This window comes from Pricia mediterranea, assembly GCF_032248455.1.
Taxonomy (GTDB): Bacteria; Bacteroidota; Bacteroidia; order Flavobacteriales; family Flavobacteriaceae; genus Pricia; species Pricia mediterranea.
On the sequence record NZ_JAVTTP010000001.1, the window covers coordinates 245,847 to 269,523 of the forward strand.

Sequence of the window (23,677 nt, forward strand, 5' to 3'; positions counted from 1 at the left end):
TAAACTCTTGATTAAACTGTGCGCGTACGGCCGCTTTCCGGCACCTTGTTTATTGCTGTGTATTTACCTATTCGTTCCGCTTCTTTTTACCTTCCAAACAGGAGATCAGCATTAAAAATAATTTTCATCTTGCTGTATATTTGAGGTTTCATATTTCACTAACATGTCCTTGCAGGCAGCCGCACATTTTCTACAGGCTTCCGCACATTCCAAACAATGTTGGTGTTCGTGTTTTTCACACTCTGTGGCACATGACATACAGAGCCTATGGCAATATTTTATCAGGTCGCCAACGTCTTTGTAGGTAGTGGCCAGTATCTTCGCGGTCGTATTGCAAATTTCGGCACATACGCGATTGGCACGAATGCAGTCTACCATAGAGGCGATGTCATCTTCATCCAAGCAGGCATCGGCACAACGATTACACTTAACAACGCAATTGTTAAGGGTTTATATTACTGTTATTGAATTATCCATAATTGTTTCTAAGATTTATCCGATGTCTGGCCTAACGAATTTAAATAGACACCTATCCTAAAATTTTATTAAAAATATCATTCGAACCCGCACAGGGTTGCCGTAAAAGAATTCATTTTTAATTCTATTAAAAAACCTGCTAAGAGATATTAAAATAGTTCTGCCGTGGAGGTCAGGATCGAATTTGATGTTTGAACTATTCTTTGGGGCGAGGTAAAAAGTTGGGAATATATTTTTATAAAGCTTTGGGGAAATAACTGCTCTTCATAAGATTATCAACAGAATTGAAAAGCTTTTATCTAGACAGGTTCATTATTTTAAAAATTATCAGCAACAACATCAATCCTGAAAACCTTCGACGGCATCGCCCAAATCGTAGACTTCTACGTCCTTAATCCGTTTTAAAAGGATGCTGCTCGCCGCTGCGCTCCGATATCCGCTCGAACAATGAACCACCACTGGTTTGTTCGTTGGTATTTTCGCTGCGGTATCGCGCAACTTGTTTAATGGATGGGATAATGCGCTTTCAAAAATTTTCCCTTCGTTAACCTCACTTTTGTTCCGAACATCCACAATTGTATAATCATCGGGCTGCTCTTTAAAATGTTGAAGGTTCAGTTCTTTGCTTTTTACCAAGTCTTTCTTTTCTAAGGTAATGACCGATATGAGCTGTGCTTCATAACCGATTTTTGCGACTCGATCAAGAACGGATCCCAAAGTTGCTGGTTCGTCGATGACCAAATGAAATTCTTCCTTCGGTTCAACAATGGAACCCAGCCAAGTCTCGAATGGATTGTCCTCCGAGGCAGCCTGTACATTTATACTGTCTTGAAGATGTCCGTCCTTAAATAGCTTTGCCGACCGTGTATCCACAATTAGACCTTTTTTGGATTCATGCATTTTAAAAGGAACCTTCGCAATGGCTTGCCGTACATTTTTTGCACCGGATTTATTGATATCCACGTTAAATCCGAAATAAGAGGGAATAAAAGGTGGATTGTCCAAAATCATATCAATGAATTCCTCCTTGGTCTGCTGCTTGAAGGCCCAGTTATCTTTTCGTTCATCGCCCAATGTGCTGCTACTATCCTCACTTAAATTCTTGCCACAGAGCGAACCGGCACCATGTGCCGGATATACCACCGCATCATTGGGCAGGTGGCTGAATTTGTCTTGTATGGTCTCATACATCATCTCAGCGAGGTCTTGTCGTTTGGCGGTAATATTACCCGCTTTTTCGCGCAAATCTGGGCGTCCCACATCGCCTATGAACAAGGTGTCGCCGGTAAACAAAATCGTTTCATAGCCTTCTTCGGCAACTAAGGTAATACTATCGGGCGAGTGCCCGGGAGTATTGAGGACTCGCAGCCGTATATTGCCGATTTTGACAGTATCGCCTTCATCAAATGGTTTGTAGGGGTAATCGGCCCCCGTCTTCTTACTGGTATAAATCGTTGCTCCTGTTTCTTCATGGATTTGTAGATGTGAACTCACAAAATCGGCATGCGGGTGCGTTTCGAAAATGGCGATTATTTTTGCATTTTGCTCTTTGGCATAACTATAATATTGCATCGGATCGCGTTCTGGGTCAATAACAGCCATTTTCCCTTGGCTTACCAGCGCATAGGAATAGTGTGCCAGTGGTTTGTATTCAAATTGTTTTGTTTTCATTTTTAGGTTCTTCGAGACATATCTGTACCAAAAACCGAGTTGGTACAGTGATTTTAATCTTCACTTTCAAATTGATTATAATTCGGCTTTGAATGCATTATTCAATATTTTCCCTGAACCAGAAGCATTTTGAGCAAGATAATGTTCAAGGTATATGATAAGGCAACGCTTTAAAATAGAGTTTTGAGTAGGTATCGTTTATCGCAAATGAGTTGATTTTTAATGTGATGACACTACTTTAAAAACTATCAATACAGTATCATGGTACAGGAAAACTTATACCGAACCACTGAATTAAAAATCAATCATAATCTTCAATTACGATTTTCTCGGCAGCAACACCTAAACTTTTTAAATCCTCAGTAACACTCTTTGTCATTTCCGGTGGGCCGCAAACATAGAAATACTGTGAAAAATCTGCTATAGTAGATTTCAAAAAGTCTTTGTCTATATGGCCCGTGGGATACTTTTGAGTTTCTTCTTCAGAAAGGATGTTCATAAATCTACTTCCAAGCAAAGTCTCAAATTCTTGCTTAAGAAAAATATCCTTTTCTGTTTTATTGGCAAAAATCAATGAATTATGATTCATTTCGTTTTGATATTCCAACGACTTGAAAATTGCAATAAATGGAGTTACCCCAGCACCACCGGCTAAAAAAGTACCTTTTCCCTTAAACTGGATAGCTCCGAAAACCTCTCCTAGAATAAGTTCGTTCCCTATTTTCAGTTTTGAGAGCTTTTCGGTTACTCCGTCATGTGAGGGATATACTTTAATAGTGAACTGCAAATCGTTTTCCCTTGGCAAATTGGTAAATGTAAAAGGTCTCTTCTCTTCCTTCCAATCCTTTTGGTTAATTGCTATTTCAGTGGCCTGTCCCGGCTCAAAATCATAGTTTCTTGGCTTTTCCGTAACTATTTGCAGAACATTATAATTGATGAATCCTATGGACTTGATTTTTACGATGTGTTTTTTCATTTCTCCAGTCTTCAAATTTTTTTTCCAATTTTTAAAAATTTCATTTGGAAGATAGGTTTTGAAAAAAATCAAGATTGATTGTATTCATCTAATTGTTGACGCACAAAAATGTATCTATCAGGTAGATACTTTGCAATTGAGGTTAATTTGAATTTAAACATTCCGCTTTAAACCCCACTTTTTGCAAAACCGATTTTACATCTTCCTCGGTTACACCATCGCTTTCAATGGTTAGGATTTTATCAGGATTGGCGGTATCTACTTCCCAACTTTCTACACCGTCTTGTTTGTTTAAAAAAGGGGTTACTTTTGATACACACCCACCACAATTGATATTTGTTTTAAATTTTAAAGTTTTCATAGTATTGAATTTATTTATTATTAAAGTTTTACTCGTTTAAGTCTTAAGCTATTTGCAACTACAGACACACTACTGAATGCCATTGCAGCACCTGCTATCATCGGATCCAATAAAAAACCATTTACGGGATACAGAACTCCCGCTGCAATTGGAATACCGATGATGTTATAAATAAATGCCCAGAACAGGTTCTGACGTATGCCCAAAACGGTTCTTTTTGATAGTTCCAATGCTTTTGGGATGAATTGTAAATCTGATGTTATCAAGGTCATTTTTGCTACATCCATTGCTATGTCCGAACCTTTGCCCATTGCAATACTAACATTGGCTTGCGCCAATGCGTGCGAATCGTTGATACCATCGCCCACCATTGCTACTATCTTCCCATCCGCCTGTAATTTTTCGACAAAAGCCGCTTTGTCCGAAGGCATTACTTCGCCTTGATAATTTGTTATTCCTACCTGATGTGCCACGGCAGAAGCCGTTTTATTGTTATCTCCCGTGAGCATATAGACCTCAATGCCTCTTTCTTGAAGCTTAGCTATGGCTTTTTTTGAAGTTTCTTTAATCTTGTCTGCAATGGCCAGTATCGCAAGCACTTGATGTTCGTTAGCAAAGAATATGACCGTTTTTGCTTTCTCTTCGAGGCTTTCTGCTGTTTGCATTAAAGAAGCGTCGATTTGAATATTCTTTTCGACCATTAGTTTATGGTTGCCCACATAATATTTTGAACCGGTCTCCGATTGCGCCTTTACGCCTTTTCCTGTAATGCTTTCGAAGGAAGTAATTTCTGCTTGTTCAATATTTTCCTCTTTTAAATAGGTAATGACCGCTTCTGCCAAAGGATGCTCTGATTGTGCTTCGATAGCCAAAAGAATTTCCTTGTATTCATTTTTATTTTCAAGCATATCGTTCCAGAGTATATCGGTTACCAATGGTTTGCCTTCTGTAATCGTACCCGTTTTATCAAGGATTACTGCATTCACTTTATGGCCGAGTTCTAAACTTTCGGCATCCTTTATCAAAATATTGTTTTCAGCTCCCTTGCCGATACCCACCATTATGGCGGTAGGTGTTGCCAAGCCCAAGGCACAGGGGCAAGCGATAACCAACACGGCTACAGAGGTCAATAGGGCTTGTGAAAAAGCGTTATCGCCTCCTACTGACATCCAGACGATGAAGGTGACAATGGAAATACCCAATACCACCGGAACAAAAATACCTGCAATCTTATCGACCAGTTTTTGAACGGGTGCCTTACTCCCTTGCGCTTGCTGAACCATTTTAATGATTTGGGAAAGCAGGGTTTCCCCGCCTACTTTTTCAGCGGTAAACTGAAAGCTTCCTTTTTGATTAACGGTACCAGCGAATACCTTTTCCCCTTGGGATTTCTGAACTGGAACGGGTTCTCCCGTAATCATACTTTCATCTACATACGAGCTCCCCTTGGAAACTTCGCCATCCACAGGAATCTTTTCTCCGGGACGTACCAAAATGGTCTGACCAACTTGTACAGATGAAATAGGGATTTCCTTCTCTTCCCCATTCTCAATAATTTTAAGGGTTTTAGGCTGAAGCCCCATTAGTTTTTTAATGGCTGAAGAGGTATTTGATTTTGCCTTTTCTTCCAATAGTTTCCCCAAGGAAATAAAGGTGATAATCACGGTAGCCGCTTCGTAATATACGTGAGGTTCGATACCGCGACTTAACCAAAATTCAGGAAAAAAGGTATTGAAAACACTAAAGAGGAAGGCAATTCCGGTACTCAACGTCACCAAGGTATCCATATTTGCTTTACCGTGTTTGGCCTGCTTTAACGCATTGATAAAAAAGCTACGCCCGAACCAAAAAAGAATAGGAAAGGCCAATACCAAAGAAATCCATTTGCCTGGTTCCCATTGCATATAGAACATTCCCAATACAAAAATGGGAAGGGTAAGTATGGCCGACCAGATGGTTCGGTTTTTTATGTCTTGATAATGTTTTTGCTGTAATTCTTGTTGTACTTCTGAAGGATTCTCCGCATCAATGATAATGTCATAACCCACTTCGCGAAGTGCATTTTGAAGTTGATTAGGGTTCAACCCCTCATCATACTCTATCAAAACAGAACTGTTCGCGAAATTGACGTTTGCGTCAAATACTCCCTCGGTATGTTTTAATACAGATTCAACACTCGCTGCACAAGAGGCACAGGTCATTCCCGTAACCGGAAATGATTCTTTCACAACCTGTTTATGATTCTTCTTTTTAGTTTCAAACATGTCGATTGTCTCCATAAATCCGTTCTTATTTGTATGTTACAAATTTCAGGATTAAAAGACTGTAATGTGTTACGTTATATGCTGAATGATTTGTAGAATTTGCTTTTCACGAATTATTACTAACCAATTGGAATAAGTCGTTTTCGATTTATGCCTCTTATCATCACAATGGGAACGTGTCTATGGGTTTTTAGTATTTGTAATCAAATACCCTTTTGATTGGATGACCTTTTTTATCTCATTGATATTCGTTTTAGTGGTATCAAATACTATAATTGAAGTCTCTTCTTCATAAGACGTAGAAACATTTGTAACCCCGTCAATTTCATTTACAGAATGGTTGATATTTTCTTCACAACCCGAGCATACCATCCCTTCAATATTCAACTTTATGGATTGAATATCGGTGTTGTTTGTTGCAACAATTCCTACTTTCTCTGTTGAATAAAATATTTGCGGATAATAAGAAACCAATGTCATTACAACAACAAACACTGTAACCAACCACAAATAGAATTTTGATTTAAAAAATGATGGCTTAGCAGTATCACAGCTGCCACAATCAACCTTCTTTTTTTTATAAACTTGATAAAAAGCAAAGCCCAATGACAAAAAGGCAATTCCTAACAAATAAGGTTTTAGGGCAATGAGCCAAGAGAAATACACCGAGCTACCACTAATCCCAGCAACTCCTGTCAACAGTAGTGGTCCCCAACAGCAAAGCTTTAGAGAAACTGCTGAAAATACAGCAGTTCCCAAAGATACTTTTTTGTTCCATTTAGCAATTGCCATACCTAACAACTTCCTATGCCTTCGTTTACCAAATCATCTTTTGTGATTTCGATGTTGGTGCAGCAATTCAGTAGTTTTCCGTCAACAGCAATGGCGGGAACTCTTGTAACCCCATATTCGTTCATTTTTGAAACACAGATTTTACTTTCGCATTGCTCGGACAGACTATGAAGTATGATTTCGCAGTCCTTTCCTGCTGTCTCATTTACTAATTGTACCACAGGCTCGCATACTGGGCAACCTGCTGTAAAAATCTCGATTTGTCGTTTCATCTTATGTTATGTTTAAATTAATAATGGAACAAAGATGAGAACGTGAGGTAGGGGGTCACCAAACTTTTTTTATCCTTTTTTTTCGTTGTAGTTTTTTAATCTGGTTTCAATGGTTTGAATTTCTTTTAAGCGATTGGTCAAATCGGATAATTCCAAATTGGGAAATTCACTTTTTAAATATTCAATTTTATCTTCATTGCCACAATTTCCAGGGCAAGAATCCACGGCCTTTACTATTCCAATAGCAAGAGCTTTTCTGTAAACCTCATCCAACAGTAAGTAATGTGCTTTTTGAATGCCCTTATCAATGGATTTGAACTGTATGTTTATTTGTTCGGGGTCTTTTCCCTCATCAAGCATTTTAACAATGCCGTTTAATTGACCGCTCAAAGTTTTTAATCTGGATTTAATATCCAAGATTAAATCAGCAGGTAATTTATGCTGTTCTATATTCATAATTTGTCAATTATAATGTTTAGCAACAACCTGAATTATTACAACTTTTATTTTCTTGAATCGGTGGGCAGGCCACAGTCCCATAAGAGCAAAACACACAACAATCCCCTTCTTTTGGTTTGAGTATTTGTTTGCAATTCTCACATTCATAGAAGAATTGACAGGCCGTGGTTGGCATTTCTTCAGCCTTTTTGTGGCCGCATTCAGGGCAGGTAATCGTAGATTTTAGTATAGTAGCTTCCATAAATATTAATTAGAGCATATAGGTTAGGTCAGATGCCATTGTAGGGTATGAAAATATCATTGTCCGCAAATCGCTTATGGTCATCTTGGTCTTTATCGCCATTGCAAAAAGATTTACTGTTTCTTCACAATGAGGCCCAATAAGATGTGCGCCCAAAATGGTATTATTATTTTTATCGATGATTGTTTTAAAGGCATATTCATCCACGTTTAAACGCCTTGCGTTAAACCAATTATCCACTTTTTCGAAATTGACATTGATATCATATCCCTTTTCTTTGGCATCATCTTCCAATAAACCTACGGTTGCCATAGTGGGTAAGGTGAAAACCACGGAAGGCATTGGGGGATAATTGACTTTTTTCTGGTCCCCCTTGATGATATTTGAAGCCACGATATGTCCTTCCAAAACAGCTACGGGTGTTAGGGGCAGTCCTCTTGAGTCCGCTGCATCGCCAGCTGCATAAACGTTCGCGTTCGATGGGCTCTGAAGATATTCGTTGACCTCAATGCCCTTTTTTGAGAAGGATATACCTGCTTTTTCCAGTTCCAAATCAAAAATGGCTGGGGGACGACCAGCGGAATTAAATACTGCTGCCGATTTGTAATTAGTTTCCTTTCCGTTTGAAATTCCTGTAGTTATGTAGCTGCCATCTTTCCGTTCAATTTTAGAAACTTCAGTTTCAAGGACGAGCTTGACACCTAAATTACGTGTGGCATCTACCAAATGTTTTACAATATCCTTGTCAAAGATTTCCAATGGACGTTTGCCTCGATGTACTATTGTTACCTCGGCACCGGAACGTGCGGCAATATGGGCGAATTCAAAGGCGATATATCCACCACCGATGAAAAGCAGGGATTGGGGTAATCCCTTAAGGTTTAGAAAATCCGTACTCGTTTTAGCAAGCTGTCCGCCTTCAAAATCTAAAACTTTTGGTTTTGAACCTGACGCAATCACAACTTTATCAGCTTGAATGGTCTCGTTACCTACACTTAAGGTATTTTCATTTATAAACGTAGCGGAACTGTGAAAGGTATCGATGCCGTTCTTCTTATACCCCTTTTCTATTTTCTTCGGCATTTCATCGACAAAGGTCTGTTTGAACGCCATTATATCCTTCCAGTTAATATCCGGAATGGTATCAATGCCTTTTCCTTTAAGCCTTTTGGCGAAGTCGCGTACTTCCGTGGCGCCGATAATTACTTTTTTGGGGTCACAGCCTCGCAGGGCGCAGGTGCCACCGTAAGGTAGTTCATCTGTAATGCCCACCGAAAGACCTTTTGAAGCGCATTTATTGGCGATTGTCATACCGGCCATACCCGAACCAATAACGAAAACATCATATTTTTTCATCTATTTATTTTCTTTAGCGGTATTCTCTACTACTTTGTATCCTGTTTTCTCTATGGCCTTTCGGATTGTGGACAAATCGGTTTTGGTCTTGTCAAATTCCACTATGGTGTTGGCATTTTCGTAGCTGGCTTTGACCGAAATAATTCCGTCCAACTTATTGACTTCGCTTTCTACGTGTGCCTCACAACCTGCACAGGTCATTCCAGCGACTTCAAAAGTCTGCTTTTTGATATTGGATTGAGAGACATAGACGATATCCTTAGTGGGCTGTGCATAAAATAGATTGGAATAGTACGGAAAGGCCAGCATCAATGCGGCGAAGAGTGTTACTATCGATAAGAACCGTTTGGATTGCCAAAACGTAGGTTTTGCATCATCCTCACAGGCGCAATCAATTTCTTCCTGAGTTTTCGGCCGTAGTTTCTGATACCAGGCAAACACCAAGACAATAATGGTCAGGCCGATAAGATAGGGTCTAAATGGTTCGACCCAAGAGAATGTTGATGCAATTCCACTTGTTCCGGCAATTAGTGCCAAAACAGGTGTAATACAACATATTGATGCTGCAACTGCGGTAAAAATGCCAGTATAAGCTGCGGTGTTTGAAGTTTTATTCGGTGTCATAATATAAAATTTCTAAGCTGTTTTCTTTCTTGTCGAAATTGAATTGAAAATTCCATTCAAAACATTGTCCTCACTCTTTACCAGCGAATAATATAAAGTTTGCCCTTCACGTCTCGATATAATAATTCCTGCATCTTTCATTTTTCGGATATGCTGGGACACGGCGGGAACACTCATTTCAAGAATGTCAGCAATATCGCAGGGGCACAATTCGTTTTCTATGTTCAAAAGGAATAGGATTTTAAGCCGCACCTCGCTGCCAGCAAGGGCCAGAATTTTGCTTGTTGCATTAAAGCTGACCAAAGAATTCTCTATGGTTTCCTTGCATCTCGATATTTGCTTCTTGTCCGCCTCGTTCCGTGTACAGGTTATTTCCAAGCTCATCTTTTTTGATTTATTGTGGCTACAAATATATCATTATTATATTATTTAAGCAAATACTTAAATAGTATAGCAAATAGCTTTGAACTATTAAAGAGTCCTTGATTTTTATTGTCCTTTAATTAAATCGCATCCAAAAATTTTCGGTTTTTGTCCACAGATTTCTTGAACTGCGTAGGTGTCATTCCCGTTACTTTTTTGAATTGATTGCTTAAGTATGCAACACTACTATAATGTAGTTGAAAAGCTATCTCGCTCAAGGTCAATTCATCGTACACAATGAGTTCTTTGACACGTTCAATCTTTTGGTTAATGACGTATTGTTCAAAAGTGATGCTTTCTACTGACGAGAAAAGGGAACTTAAATACTTGTAATCAAGGTTAAGCCTGTCACTGATAAAATCGGGCCATTTTATATCCAGTTCTTGATCGGAGTGATGGATTTTTTGCACCACAAAACTTTTCATTTGCTCGATAAGTTGGCTTTTTCGGTCGTTTATCAAACTGAAACCTGCATCTTGAAGCTCTTTGGATAACGACAACTTTTTTGTCAAATCAAGTGCCGAAATCAATTCTACTTCTCCCAATTTAATAGAAGTGTAGGGAATGTCCGATTTCTGTAAAATGGACGAAACCGCCTTTATACATCTGGGGCAGACCATGTTCTTAATATGAATAGTATTGCTCATTTGATCCTATGTTAACCATTGAATTTTCATGTTGACTACCGAAAAGCGTTGATCAAAACTAATATTGTTGCTATCAAGAACAATAGTACTATGGCAATTATACCATAAACTCTGTCTTTCTTACTAATACCATCCTTTGGCGGTTTTCTTTCCTTTTTTCTTCTTTCCCTTCGATTTTCGCTCATCATCATCCGTTTAAAATTCGGAGTGGGTTCAGTGCCGTTCCTCAGTCTTTAATTTCTTGATACTACTGTTCAACTATTTAGACTTGCTCATACAAAGCCATGATAAACAGCGTTACCAAAGTGTGTATCACAAACAATAGTAGTATGGATATCAAGGTATAGAGACCGTCTTTCTCAGTAAGTATGTTATTTGGCATAGCTGTCAGTTTTCCCCCTTTCTTCTTATTGATTCTTTGACCATCCTAATATATTATCGCATGGCTTGCATTCGATTACTGTAATGTGGCCTTTACTTCTCCACACGTTAACATGGCCTCTCCGTAATACGGATTACGAATCTCTTTTTCCAAACTTAACCAGTACGCACCTTTGTTACTATCCGCCATTGGGCAGTAATTAGTATATACCGTTTGATCAATACCAAAAAGCTGTACGCTGCTTATCATATGAGCAGATAAATGCTTGAAATGATTTCTTTGTTCTGCAATTTCAGAAGCATTCGCAATTGCGCTGGAAGAAGCTTTGATTTCTTTTTGAAGGGTCATCCAATGGTTATGCGCCTTCTCCTCTTCAAGTAATTTCATATCTACTTTGGCAAGGCTTTCTCCGATTTCTTTCGCAGAGGATTGGGCTTTATCAGCGTTGTCGGCGACCAAGGCATCTTTTAAAAGCGTGTACCCTTCAAAAACTTCTTTTAGTTGCCCTTGAAACTTTTTGGAGACCTCTAAACGCTCGTTCATTTTGGTATGGTCGACGGTAGGATTGGACGTTTCGCCACTTTCCGGTTGCATTCCCAAATGCCCTTCGTGACCTGTCATTGTCTTGCCACCCTCCGCATTCATCATGGATTTTTTTCCTTGCAATTGGGCAGCTGCATCCACAGTGAAGGTTCCGTTGGTCACTATTTCATCGCCGCTTTCAAGTCCGCTTAAAATGGTAAAGCTATCCCCGTTGGTATTTCCCAGTGTGACCTCCCTCATTTCAAAAATCGGTTCGTTGGGGTTGGTCTTTACATAGACCACGGAACGTTCGCCCGTCCACATTACGGCTGTCGAAGGAACGATGATCACTTCATCGGACTCATCGTTCGGCATGTCTATTCTGCCCTCTACGAACATCCCCGGTTTTAATAGGTCTTCCGAATTGTTGAGCACCGCACGAACCATTACCGTTCTTGTAGCGGAGTTCAACAGTGGATCTACAAACGATACCTTCGCCGTAAACTCTTTATTCGGATATGCATTGGTGGTAAGCTTTATCTCTTGACCTGTCTTTAGGGACGCTATCTGGTTTTCGTAGGCATCAAATACGGCCCAGACGGAATTCAGGTTTGCTATTTTATAGAGGGGCTGGCCCTGCTTGACATAGTCTCCTTCTTCGACCATTTTTTCGGTTACCGTTCCGGATACTGTGGCATACACGGGGAAGTTTTCCTGAACCTGCCCCGACTCCTCAATACTATTGATTTGTTTGTTAGAAAGCTTCCATAATTTTAATTTGTTACGGACGGCCTTGTATAAAGCGGGCTGCGATTCTTTCAAGGATGCCGCCGTAAGTAATTCTTGCTGTGCCGCAACCAGTTCGGGGGAATAGATTATGGCAAGTAGCTTTCCTTTCCCTACGCTTTCCCCTGTATAGTTGACATACAGTTTTTCAATCCTGCCTGCAAAATAAGTAACCTGTACGGCGTTGGCCTCTTCGTTTTCCCTAATCTTCCCTGAAAGTTTCAAGGAATTCCCATCCATACCGCCCGCACCAACCACAGTAGTACGTATGTTGGCCAAGGCCATGGCATTTTCGGTCATCTTGATTTCATTGGCACTAAGACCTTCGGCCCCGGTCTCCGCAGGAATCAAATCCATTCCACAAATAGGGCAATCGCCAGGTTCGGGCTGCATAATCTGTGGGTGCATGGAGCAGGTCCACATCTGTTCGGCCGTTTCGCCAGAGTGGTCGTGCGTATCCGACATATCCGACAAGTCCTTTACCGCCGCCTCATCCTCCGACGAACTGCTGAAAACAAGATATCCCGCTAACAGTCCAACGATGAGGGCCGTTCCAATATAAATGATGTTTTTGTTCATGATTTTAAGTATTAATGCTGTTTTATTGATTTAAATATTCAGTACAAATTGCTTGCCTAATTTTTGTTTTTCTTTTTAGTATTGCTTCGTCTTTTAATTTTTATGACCGAAGGTGATGATACATACCATAATAAAAACCCGCTCAAAACGGTTATTAGCCCTAAAAGCGAAAAGGCTCTAAGGACTATGGTATTGAAATCGTCCCTTCCCTGATAATCCATCGTATGGGTCATCCAAAGAAAGTCGAACCAACGCCAATCGCGATGGCGCAATGTTTGGAACGAACCATCTTTGACGGAAACATAGGCTTTTATATTTTCGGGTGTTTCATATGATATGGAATAGGCTGGAAGGGGCCTGCCTCGATATTCACTATGGCTCCCCACTTCCTCGATGCGTTCTATGTTTTTCACTTTCAGTTCAGGCAGCATATTTCTCCTCGCCACCTGAAGGGCGTCCTGTTCGGATATTTCAGCCTTTAAGGCCCCTGTTTTTGCATTGACCAATTGACTTTGATTAATCCAATAATAAGGCTCTCCTGCTATTTCCCTTAGTTCCAGAGAATTTATGGCATTGTCCTTGATATTTGTTGGACTAACCAAATCCGTATACACAGTTTTATCAACAGGATCTTGTCGAAATTGGTCGCCGTGTATCTCGTCAATGTCCGTCCAACTGAAATACATGCCGCTGATGGTCCACATCAGGAATTGGATACCTAAGAAGATACCTAGATAGCGATGCACCTTTCTAATCTTCAATGCTGTTTTTCTGTTGACCATTATTGTTTTTGCTTTATTCTTTATCTGTATTTTAATTCACGAAAAATCTGACTAGTATTCCACCTACTAACCATACATAACAGATATGGGAAGCATATTTTAGAACGCTCTCCAGCAATGGGCTTTTCGGTGCCATTTCGCTCATTGAGTGCTTTACATCCTTCCTCTTGAAAAAACCTAAGTATATGAGATATCCTGAAATTGTGAGGAAAGCTATATTCAAATAGAAGGTATAGTCAATTTTGAAATGCTCTTTGTCCTGAATCTTGACCTGCGATGGGTCCGGTAACATACCCAACAAATCGAAAGAGTAATGCAAGGCCAATGATGTTCCGATTAATGCTGTAAACAGTAGGAACAGAATGAAAAATGACATCTTCCACCCGTAATATTTTGCATTGATTCGTAGTACCGGAAAGACTACCAAATCACTAAAGATGAAAGCCATGACCCCTGCAAAACTTACGCCCAAAAGTAATGCCGCCAATGGAATGTTCCCCATTGACCCTATAAAAGTCAAAAATGCGGCAATAGGCCCTACAATGATATGTTCCAATATTTCTAGAAAAGTAAAGTCTGTATTGCCCTGACCACTATTGATAAATAGTGTCTGGAAGAAAGAATCGGGAACGAAGGCCGCTACGATTCCCGCAATGGTAAAGCCAACGGTAACGTCCTTCCATACCATCTGCCACTCCATTTTATATTTCTTGCCAACCCTTGCCCAACTATCTTCTTTCTTAATTTGCTTTTGCCAGTCTTTGGAACCATCCATCGCATCGTCATCTTCGCCCCCTAAGTTTTTACGTGCCCTTTCTATAAGTTTTTTAGGATTGATTATTCGTATAAGAATCCACGAAATAAGAATTAAAAGAATTCCACCTACGTATTCCCCGACCACGAACTGCCATCCTAAAAATATGGAAATGAGAATACCTAATTCAATTACCAGGTTCGTTGACGCAAGCAGGAAGGCCATAGAAGAAATGAAGCTTGCACCTTTCTTAAAAATGGACTTTGTACTCGCTAAAGCCGAGAAACTACAAGAGCTGCTTATAAAGCCGAAAAACGTACCTAAGAGTACACTTTTACCTTCATTTTCGTTCATCGTTTTTTGCATCCTTTTCTCGGTTACAAAAATCTGTATCATACTACTGATGATGTATCCCAAAATGAATGCCCAAAGTGCCATCCAGAAAAATCCGGTAGTTGTATAGGCCGCTTCGCCCCATTGTTTTAAAAATTCGCTCACAGGTTAAATTTTATTATTTTGTTTTTCTTGATGATTAATGCGTTTTTCAGGTTTATTTATTTACTCGAATTCTATTCACATTTGCGATACCAAAAACAAGTACAAAAAATCTAAGCGCCACCTCAAGTGCCACCAAGGTTTTAGCTGTAACTGTTATTGGAACTATATCGCCGTAGCCCACAGATGAGAAGGTAATTAGACTGAAATAGGACATATCGAAAAATGCCAACAGCCTATTACTTCCCGAACTATTATTTATCTTAAAATGAGCAGAATCAAAAAGGTGCAATGCCGTGTAATCTATTGCAAATGAAAAAACTATCAGTACAATTAGAAATCCGAACAAAACCAAAACGTGGCTTAACAAATGGCTCTGACCAATAATTTTCATCAATTGATTGAAAGATAAGGCTATGATAAATCCTATTTTTATTAGCGTAAGGGCCAAAAGTATAATTACAGCATAAGTAGCGTTAATATTAAGTAGGACATACAGCCCGATAGCTGTAGCAACAAGCACTACCAGTAGCACGTACTTTGAACTATTGAAAAGTTGCCCATAAAAGGCAGCTGTAGTTTCTATATCTTTTTCTTCACTCATTTGTCAGAGGGTTTAAAAAAATTTCATCATAGTTCTTTGTTTCTGTTTCGTTTATTCTTCTTGTAATATGCTTTTTGTATTAACTCTTACGGTTTTTAATTAGTCCCCCATCAGTTGCAGCACCAAAGCCCCAAGAACTATGATGGCTATGATAGCGTACACGATATAATTGAACCACTTCTTTAGCGGATTCTTATTTTGCTGTTTGCCATTGCCCGTATTGCAACAATCCTTCATGTTATTCATTCTTTGTGCCTGTCAAGGGAAGGGCATTAAACACTAACCATTAACTACATATTCCCTTCCCATAACAGGACTTTTTCCATCAATACTATTGTTTGGGCAGAAATGGGAAACACTAAATAAAAACACTCCCCAAGCCCGCCCTGAGCTATATCTTACTATACTTTTTCCTTTACAAACTTCTTGCAAATCAAAAAAATCAACCATGGCAATATTGTAAACTGAAGTACGGGAGACAGGCCCACTTCCACCATTGGCAATCGCGGCATGGCATCGGCATAGGCCCAATCTCCCCTAGCGGTATGCCAAACCTCTGCTAGAATCGCCCCGAAAAATCCGACAAGAACCAAGAGCAATATTCTTTTCAACCCCCAATTTTGCATCCAATACACATCTTTATAAATCAGTCCGAAAGCAAAAAGCAGTATAAATACCATTAACATATCCGCAATGGATGCCAAGGCGCAAAAGGAAATATGTTTCAAATCGTATTCAAACCCTTCGTACAGTGGGCCCTGAGCTAGCTCCCATACAAAATTCAATGCAAAAGAAGTTACTGCCACTGCCATCACAAAACTCTTATATTCCCCTACGTCTTTTACCCGTCTCGTAAAATACAAATAGCCCAAAATGACCAAAGTCAACGCTATGGTGGGTACAACGAAAATGCCGAGGGTTAATTCTTCCATTTATTTTCTACTTAGATTTATTTTTTAAGACCACTAAATTGGCGTTCAATTCTTTGGCCAATACCAACCGGATATTACCTGAAAGGGAAGGGGCTAACCAACTAACCAAACTAAATAGCCCCTTCCCATAACAGGCTCTCATTATTCGATTACTTCCACCACTTTTCCGCAACTGAGCATTTGGGCACCGTAATAGGGATTACGGATGTCCTCAATTGATGACAACCAATAGGCGCCTCCATTCAAGGCCATAGGACAAAAGTCCTTATACAATTTACCCGATGTTATTTTTCCTCTTAAAAGAGCTTCCATTTCAGTACTTAATTCTGAAAATGCTTTTCGCTGTACCTTTAAGTTATCCGTATCGGCTATCTTTTGTGAGGCCGATAAAGCGGCATCGGCACCTTCAACTTTACCAAGTGCTTCGCTCAACATCTCCGCACCCTTTTGGGCATCTCCCGGATTTGAACCGACCAAATCATTTTTGATGTGTTCGTAATGTTCGTAGACATTGGCCACATTTTCATTGCTGAACTCAATAGGCGTTTGCTTCATTTCCATTTTGCTATGGTCATGGTTCAACTTTATCTTTTCCTGTGCGTAAGAAAAAGTGAGGGTCAGTAACAGTAGGGCTGAAACCCCGTTTTTCAAATTCTTCATTGTCATCCTTTTTAAATTATTCAATTATAGACTGTCCTTTAATTTTGATACCCAATCCAAAACGATTTTCTTTTCGGTGTCCGAAAGTCTTGCATCCCTGTGGATGAGCGTGTACGATGGAAGGGGCATTTCATCATCCTCGATTTGACTTATAATTGATTTTAACTTGCTATTCTTTCTTCGTGATGAATAGGAATCCCATTCATTAAAATTCAATTCTTCCTTGCCATGCTCCACATGGTCTTCCAAGTACCACGCAACCGGTTGTACCTTGTTGTACCAAGGATAGTCGGTATTGTTGCTATGGCAGTCATAACAGGAGGTTTTGATGACGCTCTCGATATTTTTTGGCACCTCGTTAACGACCATAAAATCCGTTTTGGGTATCAAATCGCTTTGATTGCGTTCGGTGGGCATAAACTGGATGCCCACCAACGCAACCAGCAAAATCCATCCTGTGACCTTTACCGCCTTCACTTAATTGATCTGCTTTTGTACACTACCGCAGGTCATCATTTTACTGCCGTAATAAGGATTCTTAATTTCTTCAGTGGCACTTAACCATTGTGCTCCCTTATTATCGTTGTACATAGGACAATAGGCTTGGTAAAGTGTTCTTTCCGAACCTGCTATGGCCAAAAGGTCAATGACATCTTTGCTCAATATATCAAAGTGCTCACGTTGATGCCCGATGTCGCTTTTGGCGATATGTTCCGCATGTTCTGTGGCATCTTCAATAATGTCTGTTAACTCGGCCCGTTGTTCGTCTGAAAATTTGCTCGTGTCAAAATCCTCAAGACTACCTTCCAGCTTTTCCCCTGCTGTTGCTGCACCGTCTTTGTCATCTGATACAAGGGCGTTTTTGAGCGTTAGATAATCCGCGACGACTTCTGATGACATCATGGCCATTCCGCCCTGGTTCATATTATCTTGCTCCATTTGCGAATGGTCTTCCATGGTACCGTCCATGTGGCCGCTGTCATCCATTTGTTCGGTATTGTGGCCTTCTTGGTTTTCTTGCTCCTTATTCTTGTCTTTACAAGATGTGGCCATTAGGGCTATGATTGCCATGGCCAAAATTCCAGTTGCTACATTTGTTCTTTTCATTTGTGATTTGATTTAAGATTTATTACAGTTTAAAATTTGTTCGTCCAATATTGTCAAGGACCTTCTTTAGATTTCCCTTCGTTTTTTTTGCTATTTCTTCGACATCCTTTTTAAGGGAAGAAGACCAGGTAACCGAAGTATCCTCCATTGAAACCTCTACCACCGATTCATCCTCTAACTCTTTAATGGTCACATTACAGGGAAACAAGATGCCCATTTGAATATCGTTGGCAATCAGGTCAGCGGCGGTATCTTGGTCACAGACCAAGAGAATAAGATGCTTGGGCATATCTTTCATTTTTGCGCCCAAATATTCCTTGACATCGAACTCGGACACGATATCAAGGCCCAACCTATCAAGTTGATTCTTCACATTTTTGACCGCTTCCCCAAAAGTGAGGTTATATCTTTCTGTGACACAATAGCGGGTATTCATGCTCTCGCTATAATCTTGAGTGGGAATTTCCTTTGTTTTGTCTTTGCCATTTTCCATCCTCTCGTTTTTAAAGTTTTTCGATCACATGCTCAAGCTTGGAAGTTATCTCATCGGCCACCTCGTTCAATTTTTCGTTTTCTACCGCTTGCATCGAGGCCATCGGGTTTACTGCGGCAACTTCTACCGTACCTTCCTCGATTTCCTGCACGATTACGTTACATGGCAGCATAGTGCCTATCTTATCTTCGGCTTCCAATGCCTTATGTGCATAAGGAGGGTTACAGGCACCCAGAATTTTATATTTTTTGAAATCGACGTCCAATTTCTTTTTCAAGGTCTCCTTCACATCGATTTCGGTCAGAATACCAAAACCTTCGTTTTTTAGTTCCTCGGTAACCTTTTCGATTACTTTGTCAAAGTCTTCGTTCAGCGTTTTATTGAAATAATACTTCATCATTTTAGTTTTTAGAGTTAATCGTTCGTTTTTGTTCTTCGTATTCATCTTTTGATATTTCGCCCTTTGCGAAACGGTTGTCTAGGATATCCATAGGATTTTCCTTGTTTTTAGAGCTTCGCGGACTTCCTCCTCTGAAAAGGAATATGGCCAATATCAAAATAATCGGTATCAGTATCCACCACCACATCATCATAACTATATCTTTTTAATTGTTAAATAAATTATTCTCATTGCCTATGAAGTTCTTGGATTTACTACCCTTAATTCTTCATTTTATCTTTCATTTTTTTGCATCATTCCGGGATTTTTTTCCATCATCTTCTGCATCATTTCTTCCATCATTTCCGGATTCTCTTCCATCATTTTTTTCATTCTTTCCTTCATTTCCTTTTTCATCATTTCATTATTGTGCATTTTTTCCATCATCATCTTGCGGCCCTTTTCGCTTTCCATCATTTTATCCAGCATTTTGGAATGCATCTTTTTTTTCATTTCAGGGTTCTTTTCCATCATTTGCTGCATATGGGCCTGCATTTTTTCCTTCATTTCCGGATTCTTGTCCATCATCATTTTCATATTTCCCGATTCCATCTGTTCCATATGGGTCTTCATCATTATCTTTTTGGCATCTTCATTCTTTCGTGCCTCACTGATGAAATTTGTGAACTGAACAGGGTTCGAGATAATCTCTTGGTAAATGGCATTCCTGTTTTCCTCGACCTGCATGGTCTCGGAAGCATTGAAAGTTGATTTGCAACTTATTACTGTTCCTAGTATTCCAATTACCATCAAAAGTTTTACTGTTGTTTTCATTTTATTATTTTTTAAAATGTATAAATCGTCTATCTATTTTTCTTTTTCTTCACTTTTATTTTTCAGGAACCATTTTTCACCTAAAAAAATCAATACCATCAGTATTGCAGCTACAATTACGACCAATAGGTCACTAGAAGCCTTTATCCATAAGAATGCGGCCAAAACAATACAATCCAATAATATTGCAGTATATAGAATAGAGACACGGGCGTTTATGTCTTTTCTCATATTTTTAAGTACGCCCCAATGAATTCCTATATCCATAATTAGATAGAAAATAGCACCTAATGATGCAATTCTTTTAAGGTCAAAAAGAATGGTCATTGTGAGTGCCAATACCACAGTATAAATGAGCATATGTTTTTGCAACTTACCTGGTAGCCCAAAATGTTTATGGGGAATTAGATTCATCTGAGTTAGCATTGTAGTCATCCTTGACACTGCAAAAATGCTTGCCACCACTCCTGAGATAGTAGCTATGATTGCAATACCCACGGTGAACCACAATCCGTACTTTCCGAAAGCCGGCCTTGATGCCTCGGCCAAAGAATAGTCCTTAGCTTTGATTATCTCTTCAATAGTAAGATTAGAAGAAACAGCAAATGCAACAAGTAGATATACCACGGTACAGATAGCAAGTGATAGAATTATAGCACGTCCTACATTTTTATTGGGATTGGTGATTTCTTCACCACTATTTGTAATCGTAGTAAAGCCCTTATAAGCTAAGATTGAAAGGGCCAAGGCTCCTAAATAATTGGTAATAGGGTATTCCTTCAAACTCTCTGAAGGGACAACTTCAGAAAATGAAAATCCTGCCGCCCATAATCCACCAATAGCAAATATTGCTATCCCTCCAATTTTTAAGACCGCCATCGCAAAGGATGATTTACCGATAATAGTATTGCCAGAAATATTAATTAAAAAAGCAACGATTAATAGCAATACCCCAAGTATTGGCACCCAAACACTATTGTCATTAATATCAAATAACTGAAGCGTGTACGAACCAAATGTACGTGCTACCAAACTTTCATTGATGACCATTGAAAGTGCCATTAGCAACGCTCCTGAAGCTGTAACCGCACCTTTACCATATATCTTTTTTAGATAGGTAGCAATACCGCCAGCAGATGGATACGCATTGGAAAGTTTCACATACGTATATGCACTAAATCCTGAAATGATAGCACCTACAAGAAAAGCATACGGAAACCATTGCCCTGATAACTCAGCTACCTGTCCTAATAAGGCAAATATTCCTGCACCTATCATAACACCTGTACCAAGCGACACCGCTCCGGTTAAACTCAAACTATTTTTCTTGTATTGTGCCATTTCTTAAAATCTAACTAACAGACCGCCACCCCAGCCATAACGTTTATTGTAATTTCCTTGTATGGAAAAGTTTCTGGAAACGATGTATGCCAGCCCTACCAGCCATTGGGTTTCACTTTCAAAAGATTTATTGTTTTCCAAATCATTGACCCAACCAAAATCCGCTCTGTACTCATATTCTCCTTCCAAAAAAATTCTTGGAAAAATCAATAGTTCTCTATCCAAACGTATTCTTGGGCGCAGTTGATGGTCCATACTCACATCTACATTAAATCTGTAAGGCGTAAAGTATTTAATCCCAACCAATCCAACGGTATTAAATGTATCGTAAGAATCTGGTGTAGAAGTTTCGGTATTTACCCCTGCATACAGGCGTACCCAATCATTGAGGTATCGATTGTAGTTCACTTCTATCTCGGCATTTTGGTTATAATCAAACTCGCCACGTAGTCCAAATTCATTTCGGATGTTGCTAGACATCAAAAAAAGCTCATTAAAGTTTGAACCTACACGCGCAGCTCCCCAAGAATAATAGTGGTCTGTCTCGTCAATTAGTTTTTGAACTGGATAATCCTTCATTCTTTCATCCCTTGGTGTATCATAACTAAATACGCGTGCCATACCGCCCATCATATGATATAATACGTGACAATGAAAGAACCAGTCACCATATTCTTCGTTATAAAATTCGATGACCACTTTTTGCATCGGTGGTACATTAACAGTATGTTTTAAGGGCGAGCGTTCCCCGTTTTCGTTGATTACCCTAAAGTAATGTCCGTGTAAATGCATTGGATGGTGCATCATAGTAAGGTTGTTCAAGGTAATTCTTGTGACCTCCCCACTTTTGATTTTTATTTTATCAGTTTCTGATAAGGGCACGCCGTTCATACTCCAAACATAGCGTTGCATATTTCCTGTCAGATTAAGCAAAATGTCATTAACAGGTAAATCTGCTTCATATGTGGTTTTTTCTCTTGCCTTTAAAAAATCATAGTTGAAATAGGTTTTACGGGTACTGTAATCGAAAACGGAACTGTCTTTTTGCATTTTGGACATATCGTGATTCATGTGGTCATTCATTTTGTCCATTGTTTTATTATGGTTCATTGGCATAGAATCCTTTTTCATTACCATCGTATTGTCCATATTCATATTGCCGTCGTTCATGGGCATTTTCTCATCCATCTTCATGTTCATATCCATTTGCTTTTTCATTGCACCATCTTTCATGGACATCCTATCGGGCATATCCATGTTCATCTGTTCATCTTTCATATCCATCTTCATTCCATATTTCTGCATCAAAAACTCTGGTGTTTTTTTCTTTTGATTTCCTACCATTGCGGGCGCGCCCATCTTCATATCCATTTTTGCCATTTGCTTCATCATTGCCACTTTGTCCGGTCTGTCAATCGGTTTTGCAGGATAAAGTATACCTTGCCCTAAACGCACGGTAGTATGTCCGGAACCATCTTGGGCTGTAGCAGTAATTTCTAATGTGCCTTCGGGGATGGTAACGATAACATCGTAGGTCTCCGCAATGCCGAAAAGAAATCGGCTTTTGGATATAGGTTCCACATCTATACCATCACTTGAGACAACCATTGGGCTGCCTCCTCCAAAATCCATCCAATAATAGGTAGATGCTGCGGCGTTAATAAAGCGAAGCCTTACTTTTTCACCGGGTTGAAAATTTGGGTACTCTGCTAGTTTTTTACCGTTGGACAAAAAAGCAGGATAATAGACGTCTGCAATATCGGCACCTTCCATTCTATCGCGCCAAAACTTAAATTGAGCTCCCAATGCACCTTCTTTTATGACTCTACTTAATGGCACTGCAGTACCTTTTTTAACTTGGTACCATTCGTTACCCCTTTTAAGGTTACGCAAAACGTTCATAGGTTTTTCATTGGTCCAGTCAGATAACACTACAACCAAATCTTTGTCATAATCCAATGTCTTTTCTTTTGGATGAATGACTATGGAACCATAAACTCCCTTTTGCTCCTGCAACATTGTATGGGAATGATACCAATACGTACCCGATTGGTTAATAGGAATTCTATACTGAAATGTCTTACCAGGTTCAATTGGTGGTGTAGTTAAATAGGGTACACCGTCATAGAAATTTGGAAGTATCAACCCGTGCCAATGCACTGAAGTTTCTTTGTCCATTTTATTGGTTACATTGATTATGGCAAGGTCTCCTTCATTAAATTTTAACGTAGGGCCAGGAATACTACCATTTATAGTCATTCCATTGGCCGTTACGCCTCCAAGGGTGATCTCCTTTTGTTCCAGGGTAAGGTTATACTCTTTTACGGGACGCCCTTCTTCACTTCTGTCTTCTCCGTTTGTTCCGACTTGGGCAAATATTGAAGAGGTAAATAGTACTAGTGTGATTATTTTTAGTGTTTTCATTTTTATCGTGTGTGTTATAATTTCATGTTCCAAGGAAAAT

The 23,677-nt window shown here is 39.5% G+C and carries 27 protein-coding genes and 1 pseudogene; all 28 read right to left on the minus strand.

The features are described 5' to 3' along the window. Positions 1–111: 111 nt before the first annotated feature. Positions 112–435, minus strand: a pseudogene (locus tag RQM65_RS18980) (four-helix bundle copper-binding protein); the annotation flags it as partial. A 381-nt stretch (positions 436–816) separates the two neighbouring features. Next, a complete protein-coding gene (locus tag RQM65_RS00990; protein WP_314012077.1) occupies positions 817–2,148 on the minus strand; it encodes an MBL fold metallo-hydrolase in 1,332 nt (443 codons plus the stop codon). A gap of 301 nt (positions 2,149–2,449) precedes the next feature. Continuing rightward, positions 2,450–3,124: a ferredoxin reductase domain-containing protein gene (locus RQM65_RS00995; protein WP_314012079.1), complete on the minus strand. Its 675-nt coding sequence runs from the start codon at positions 3,122–3,124 to the stop codon at positions 2,450–2,452. A 142-nt stretch (positions 3,125–3,266) separates the two neighbouring features. Further along, entirely contained in the window at positions 3,267–3,485 is a 219-nt protein-coding gene (locus tag RQM65_RS01000; protein WP_314012081.1) for a heavy-metal-associated domain-containing protein, read from the minus strand. 20 nt (positions 3,486–3,505) lie between these two features. After that, a complete protein-coding gene (locus tag RQM65_RS01005; protein ID WP_314012083.1) occupies positions 3,506–5,764 on the minus strand; it encodes a heavy metal translocating P-type ATPase in 2,259 nt (752 codons plus the stop codon). Positions 5,765–5,929: 165 nt separating this feature from the next. Continuing rightward, positions 5,930–6,541: a mercuric transport protein MerTP gene (gene merTP / locus RQM65_RS01010; RefSeq protein ID WP_314012084.1), complete on the minus strand. Its 612-nt coding sequence runs from the start codon at positions 6,539–6,541 to the stop codon at positions 5,930–5,932. Between the two features lie 2 nt (positions 6,542–6,543). Then, the gene (locus tag RQM65_RS01015) at positions 6,544–6,813 is read right to left on the minus strand and encodes a thioredoxin family protein (RefSeq protein ID WP_314012086.1); all 270 of its coding nucleotides are present in this window, start codon (positions 6,811–6,813) and stop codon (positions 6,544–6,546) included. Between the two features lie 69 nt (positions 6,814–6,882). Next, positions 6,883–7,269 (minus strand): metal-sensing transcriptional repressor, encoded by a 387-nt coding sequence (locus RQM65_RS01020; RefSeq protein ID WP_314012088.1) that lies wholly within the window; start codon positions 7,267–7,269, stop codon positions 6,883–6,885. Between the two features lie 19 nt (positions 7,270–7,288). Beyond that, positions 7,289–7,513: a GDCCVxC domain-containing (seleno)protein gene (locus RQM65_RS01025; RefSeq protein ID WP_314012090.1), complete on the minus strand. Its 225-nt coding sequence runs from the start codon at positions 7,511–7,513 to the stop codon at positions 7,289–7,291. A 9-nt stretch (positions 7,514–7,522) separates the two neighbouring features. Then, on the minus strand, positions 7,523–8,869 hold the full coding sequence (locus RQM65_RS01030; RefSeq protein ID WP_314012093.1) for a dihydrolipoyl dehydrogenase family protein: 1,347 nt from the start codon (positions 8,867–8,869) through the stop codon (positions 7,523–7,525). After that, positions 8,870–9,493: a mercuric transport protein MerTP gene (gene merTP, locus RQM65_RS01035; protein ID WP_314012095.1), complete on the minus strand. Its 624-nt coding sequence runs from the start codon at positions 9,491–9,493 to the stop codon at positions 8,870–8,872. 12 nt (positions 9,494–9,505) lie between these two features. After that, the gene (locus RQM65_RS01040; protein WP_314012096.1) at positions 9,506–9,877 is read right to left on the minus strand and encodes an ArsR/SmtB family transcription factor; all 372 of its coding nucleotides are present in this window, start codon (positions 9,875–9,877) and stop codon (positions 9,506–9,508) included. Positions 9,878–9,996: 119 nt separating this feature from the next. Next, positions 9,997–10,563, minus strand: coding sequence for a helix-turn-helix domain-containing protein (locus RQM65_RS01045; protein ID WP_314012098.1), 567 nt, complete (start codon positions 10,561–10,563; stop codon positions 9,997–9,999). Between the two features lie 457 nt (positions 10,564–11,020). Beyond that, positions 11,021–12,832, minus strand: coding sequence for an efflux RND transporter periplasmic adaptor subunit (locus RQM65_RS01050; protein WP_314012099.1), 1,812 nt, complete (start codon positions 12,830–12,832; stop codon positions 11,021–11,023). Between the two features lie 56 nt (positions 12,833–12,888). After that, on the minus strand, positions 12,889–13,614 hold the full coding sequence (locus RQM65_RS01055) for a PepSY domain-containing protein (protein ID WP_314012101.1): 726 nt from the start codon (positions 13,612–13,614) through the stop codon (positions 12,889–12,891). A gap of 31 nt (positions 13,615–13,645) precedes the next feature. Then, the gene (locus RQM65_RS01060) at positions 13,646–14,866 is read right to left on the minus strand and encodes a permease (RefSeq protein WP_314012102.1); all 1,221 of its coding nucleotides are present in this window, start codon (positions 14,864–14,866) and stop codon (positions 13,646–13,648) included. Positions 14,867–14,918: 52 nt separating this feature from the next. Next, the gene (locus tag RQM65_RS01065; RefSeq protein WP_314012103.1) at positions 14,919–15,467 is read right to left on the minus strand and encodes an ion channel; all 549 of its coding nucleotides are present in this window, start codon (positions 15,465–15,467) and stop codon (positions 14,919–14,921) included. Positions 15,468–15,566: 99 nt separating this feature from the next. Beyond that, entirely contained in the window at positions 15,567–15,713 is a 147-nt protein-coding gene (locus RQM65_RS01070; protein ID WP_314012105.1) for a hypothetical protein, read from the minus strand. A 155-nt stretch (positions 15,714–15,868) separates the two neighbouring features. Next, positions 15,869–16,399, minus strand: a complete 531-nt coding sequence (locus RQM65_RS01075; protein WP_314012106.1) for a hypothetical protein — start codon at positions 16,397–16,399, stop codon at positions 15,869–15,871. Positions 16,400–16,540: 141 nt separating this feature from the next. Further along, complete coding sequence (locus tag RQM65_RS01080) at positions 16,541–17,059, minus strand: DUF3347 domain-containing protein (protein ID WP_192462309.1); 519 nt, start codon at positions 17,057–17,059, stop codon at positions 16,541–16,543. Between the two features lie 24 nt (positions 17,060–17,083). Continuing rightward, a complete protein-coding gene (locus RQM65_RS01085; protein ID WP_192462310.1) occupies positions 17,084–17,536 on the minus strand; it encodes a heme-binding domain-containing protein in 453 nt (150 codons plus the stop codon). Beyond that, positions 17,537–18,166: a DUF3347 domain-containing protein gene (locus tag RQM65_RS01090; RefSeq protein WP_192462311.1), complete on the minus strand. Its 630-nt coding sequence runs from the start codon at positions 18,164–18,166 to the stop codon at positions 17,537–17,539. Positions 18,167–18,188: 22 nt separating this feature from the next. Beyond that, positions 18,189–18,659 carry a DUF302 domain-containing protein gene (locus tag RQM65_RS01095; RefSeq protein WP_192462312.1) on the minus strand — a complete coding sequence of 157 codons (471 nt, stop codon included), beginning with the start codon at positions 18,657–18,659 and terminating at the stop codon, positions 18,189–18,191. A 10-nt stretch (positions 18,660–18,669) separates the two neighbouring features. Then, positions 18,670–19,056, minus strand: a complete 387-nt coding sequence (locus tag RQM65_RS01100; protein ID WP_192462479.1) for a DUF302 domain-containing protein — start codon at positions 19,054–19,056, stop codon at positions 18,670–18,672. Between the two features lie 4 nt (positions 19,057–19,060). After that, a complete protein-coding gene (locus tag RQM65_RS01105; RefSeq protein WP_192462313.1) occupies positions 19,061–19,252 on the minus strand; it encodes an SHOCT domain-containing protein in 192 nt (63 codons plus the stop codon). Between the two features lie 80 nt (positions 19,253–19,332). Beyond that, complete coding sequence (locus tag RQM65_RS01110) at positions 19,333–19,872, minus strand: hypothetical protein (RefSeq protein WP_314012110.1); 540 nt, start codon at positions 19,870–19,872, stop codon at positions 19,333–19,335. A gap of 33 nt (positions 19,873–19,905) precedes the next feature. Then, entirely contained in the window at positions 19,906–21,213 is a 1,308-nt protein-coding gene (locus RQM65_RS01115) for an APC family permease (protein WP_314012112.1), read from the minus strand. A gap of 3 nt (positions 21,214–21,216) precedes the next feature. Continuing rightward, the gene (locus tag RQM65_RS01120) at positions 21,217–23,637 is read right to left on the minus strand and encodes a multicopper oxidase domain-containing protein (RefSeq protein ID WP_314012114.1); all 2,421 of its coding nucleotides are present in this window, start codon (positions 23,635–23,637) and stop codon (positions 21,217–21,219) included. Positions 23,638–23,677 lie beyond the last annotated feature (40 nt).

Coding starts and splice junctions, on each gene's coding strand:
- RQM65_RS01025 (WP_314012090.1), bottom strand. CDS start 7,513: ATGGAAGCTACTATACTAAAATCTACGATTACCTGCCCTGAATGCGGC.
- RQM65_RS01020 (WP_314012088.1), bottom strand. CDS start 7,269: ATGAATATAGAACAGCATAAATTACCTGCTGATTTAATCTTGGATATT.
- RQM65_RS01055 (WP_314012101.1), bottom strand. CDS start 13,614: ATGGTCAACAGAAAAACAGCATTGAAGATTAGAAAGGTGCATCGCTAT.
- RQM65_RS01090 (WP_192462311.1), bottom strand. CDS start 18,166: ATGAAAAGAACAAATGTAGCAACTGGAATTTTGGCCATGGCAATCATA.
- RQM65_RS01070 (WP_314012105.1), bottom strand. CDS start 15,713: ATGAATAACATGAAGGATTGTTGCAATACGGGCAATGGCAAACAGCAA.
- RQM65_RS01075 (WP_314012106.1), bottom strand. CDS start 16,399: ATGGAAGAATTAACCCTCGGCATTTTCGTTGTACCCACCATAGCGTTG.
- RQM65_RS01000 (WP_314012081.1), bottom strand. CDS start 3,485: ATGAAAACTTTAAAATTTAAAACAAATATCAATTGTGGTGGGTGTGTA.
- RQM65_RS01100 (WP_192462479.1), bottom strand. CDS start 19,056: ATGAAGTATTATTTCAATAAAACGCTGAACGAAGACTTTGACAAAGTA.
- RQM65_RS01005 (WP_314012083.1), bottom strand. CDS start 5,764: ATGGAGACAATCGACATGTTTGAAACTAAAAAGAAGAATCATAAACAG.
- merTP (WP_314012095.1), bottom strand. CDS start 9,493: ATGACACCGAATAAAACTTCAAACACCGCAGCTTATACTGGCATTTTT.
- merTP (WP_314012084.1), bottom strand. CDS start 6,541: ATGGCAATTGCTAAATGGAACAAAAAAGTATCTTTGGGAACTGCTGTA.
- RQM65_RS01105 (WP_192462313.1), bottom strand. CDS start 19,252: ATGATGATGTGGTGGTGGATACTGATACCGATTATTTTGATATTGGCC.
- RQM65_RS00990 (WP_314012077.1), bottom strand. CDS start 2,148: ATGAAAACAAAACAATTTGAATACAAACCACTGGCACACTATTCCTAT.
- RQM65_RS01015 (WP_314012086.1), bottom strand. CDS start 6,813: ATGAAACGACAAATCGAGATTTTTACAGCAGGTTGCCCAGTATGCGAG.
- RQM65_RS00995 (WP_314012079.1), bottom strand. CDS start 3,124: ATGAAAAAACACATCGTAAAAATCAAGTCCATAGGATTCATCAATTAT.
- RQM65_RS01115 (WP_314012112.1), bottom strand. CDS start 21,213: ATGGCACAATACAAGAAAAATAGTTTGAGTTTAACCGGAGCGGTGTCG.
- RQM65_RS01065 (WP_314012103.1), bottom strand. CDS start 15,467: ATGAGTGAAGAAAAAGATATAGAAACTACAGCTGCCTTTTATGGGCAA.
- RQM65_RS01045 (WP_314012098.1), bottom strand. CDS start 10,563: ATGAGCAATACTATTCATATTAAGAACATGGTCTGCCCCAGATGTATA.
- RQM65_RS01095 (WP_192462312.1), bottom strand. CDS start 18,659: ATGGAAAATGGCAAAGACAAAACAAAGGAAATTCCCACTCAAGATTAT.
- RQM65_RS01080 (WP_192462309.1), bottom strand. CDS start 17,059: ATGAAGAATTTGAAAAACGGGGTTTCAGCCCTACTGTTACTGACCCTC.
- RQM65_RS01040 (WP_314012096.1), bottom strand. CDS start 9,877: ATGAGCTTGGAAATAACCTGTACACGGAACGAGGCGGACAAGAAGCAA.
- RQM65_RS01050 (WP_314012099.1), bottom strand. CDS start 12,832: ATGAACAAAAACATCATTTATATTGGAACGGCCCTCATCGTTGGACTG.
- RQM65_RS01110 (WP_314012110.1), bottom strand. CDS start 19,872: ATGAAAACAACAGTAAAACTTTTGATGGTAATTGGAATACTAGGAACA.
- RQM65_RS01030 (WP_314012093.1), bottom strand. CDS start 8,869: ATGAAAAAATATGATGTTTTCGTTATTGGTTCGGGTATGGCCGGTATG.
- RQM65_RS01120 (WP_314012114.1), bottom strand. CDS start 23,637: ATGAAAACACTAAAAATAATCACACTAGTACTATTTACCTCTTCAATA.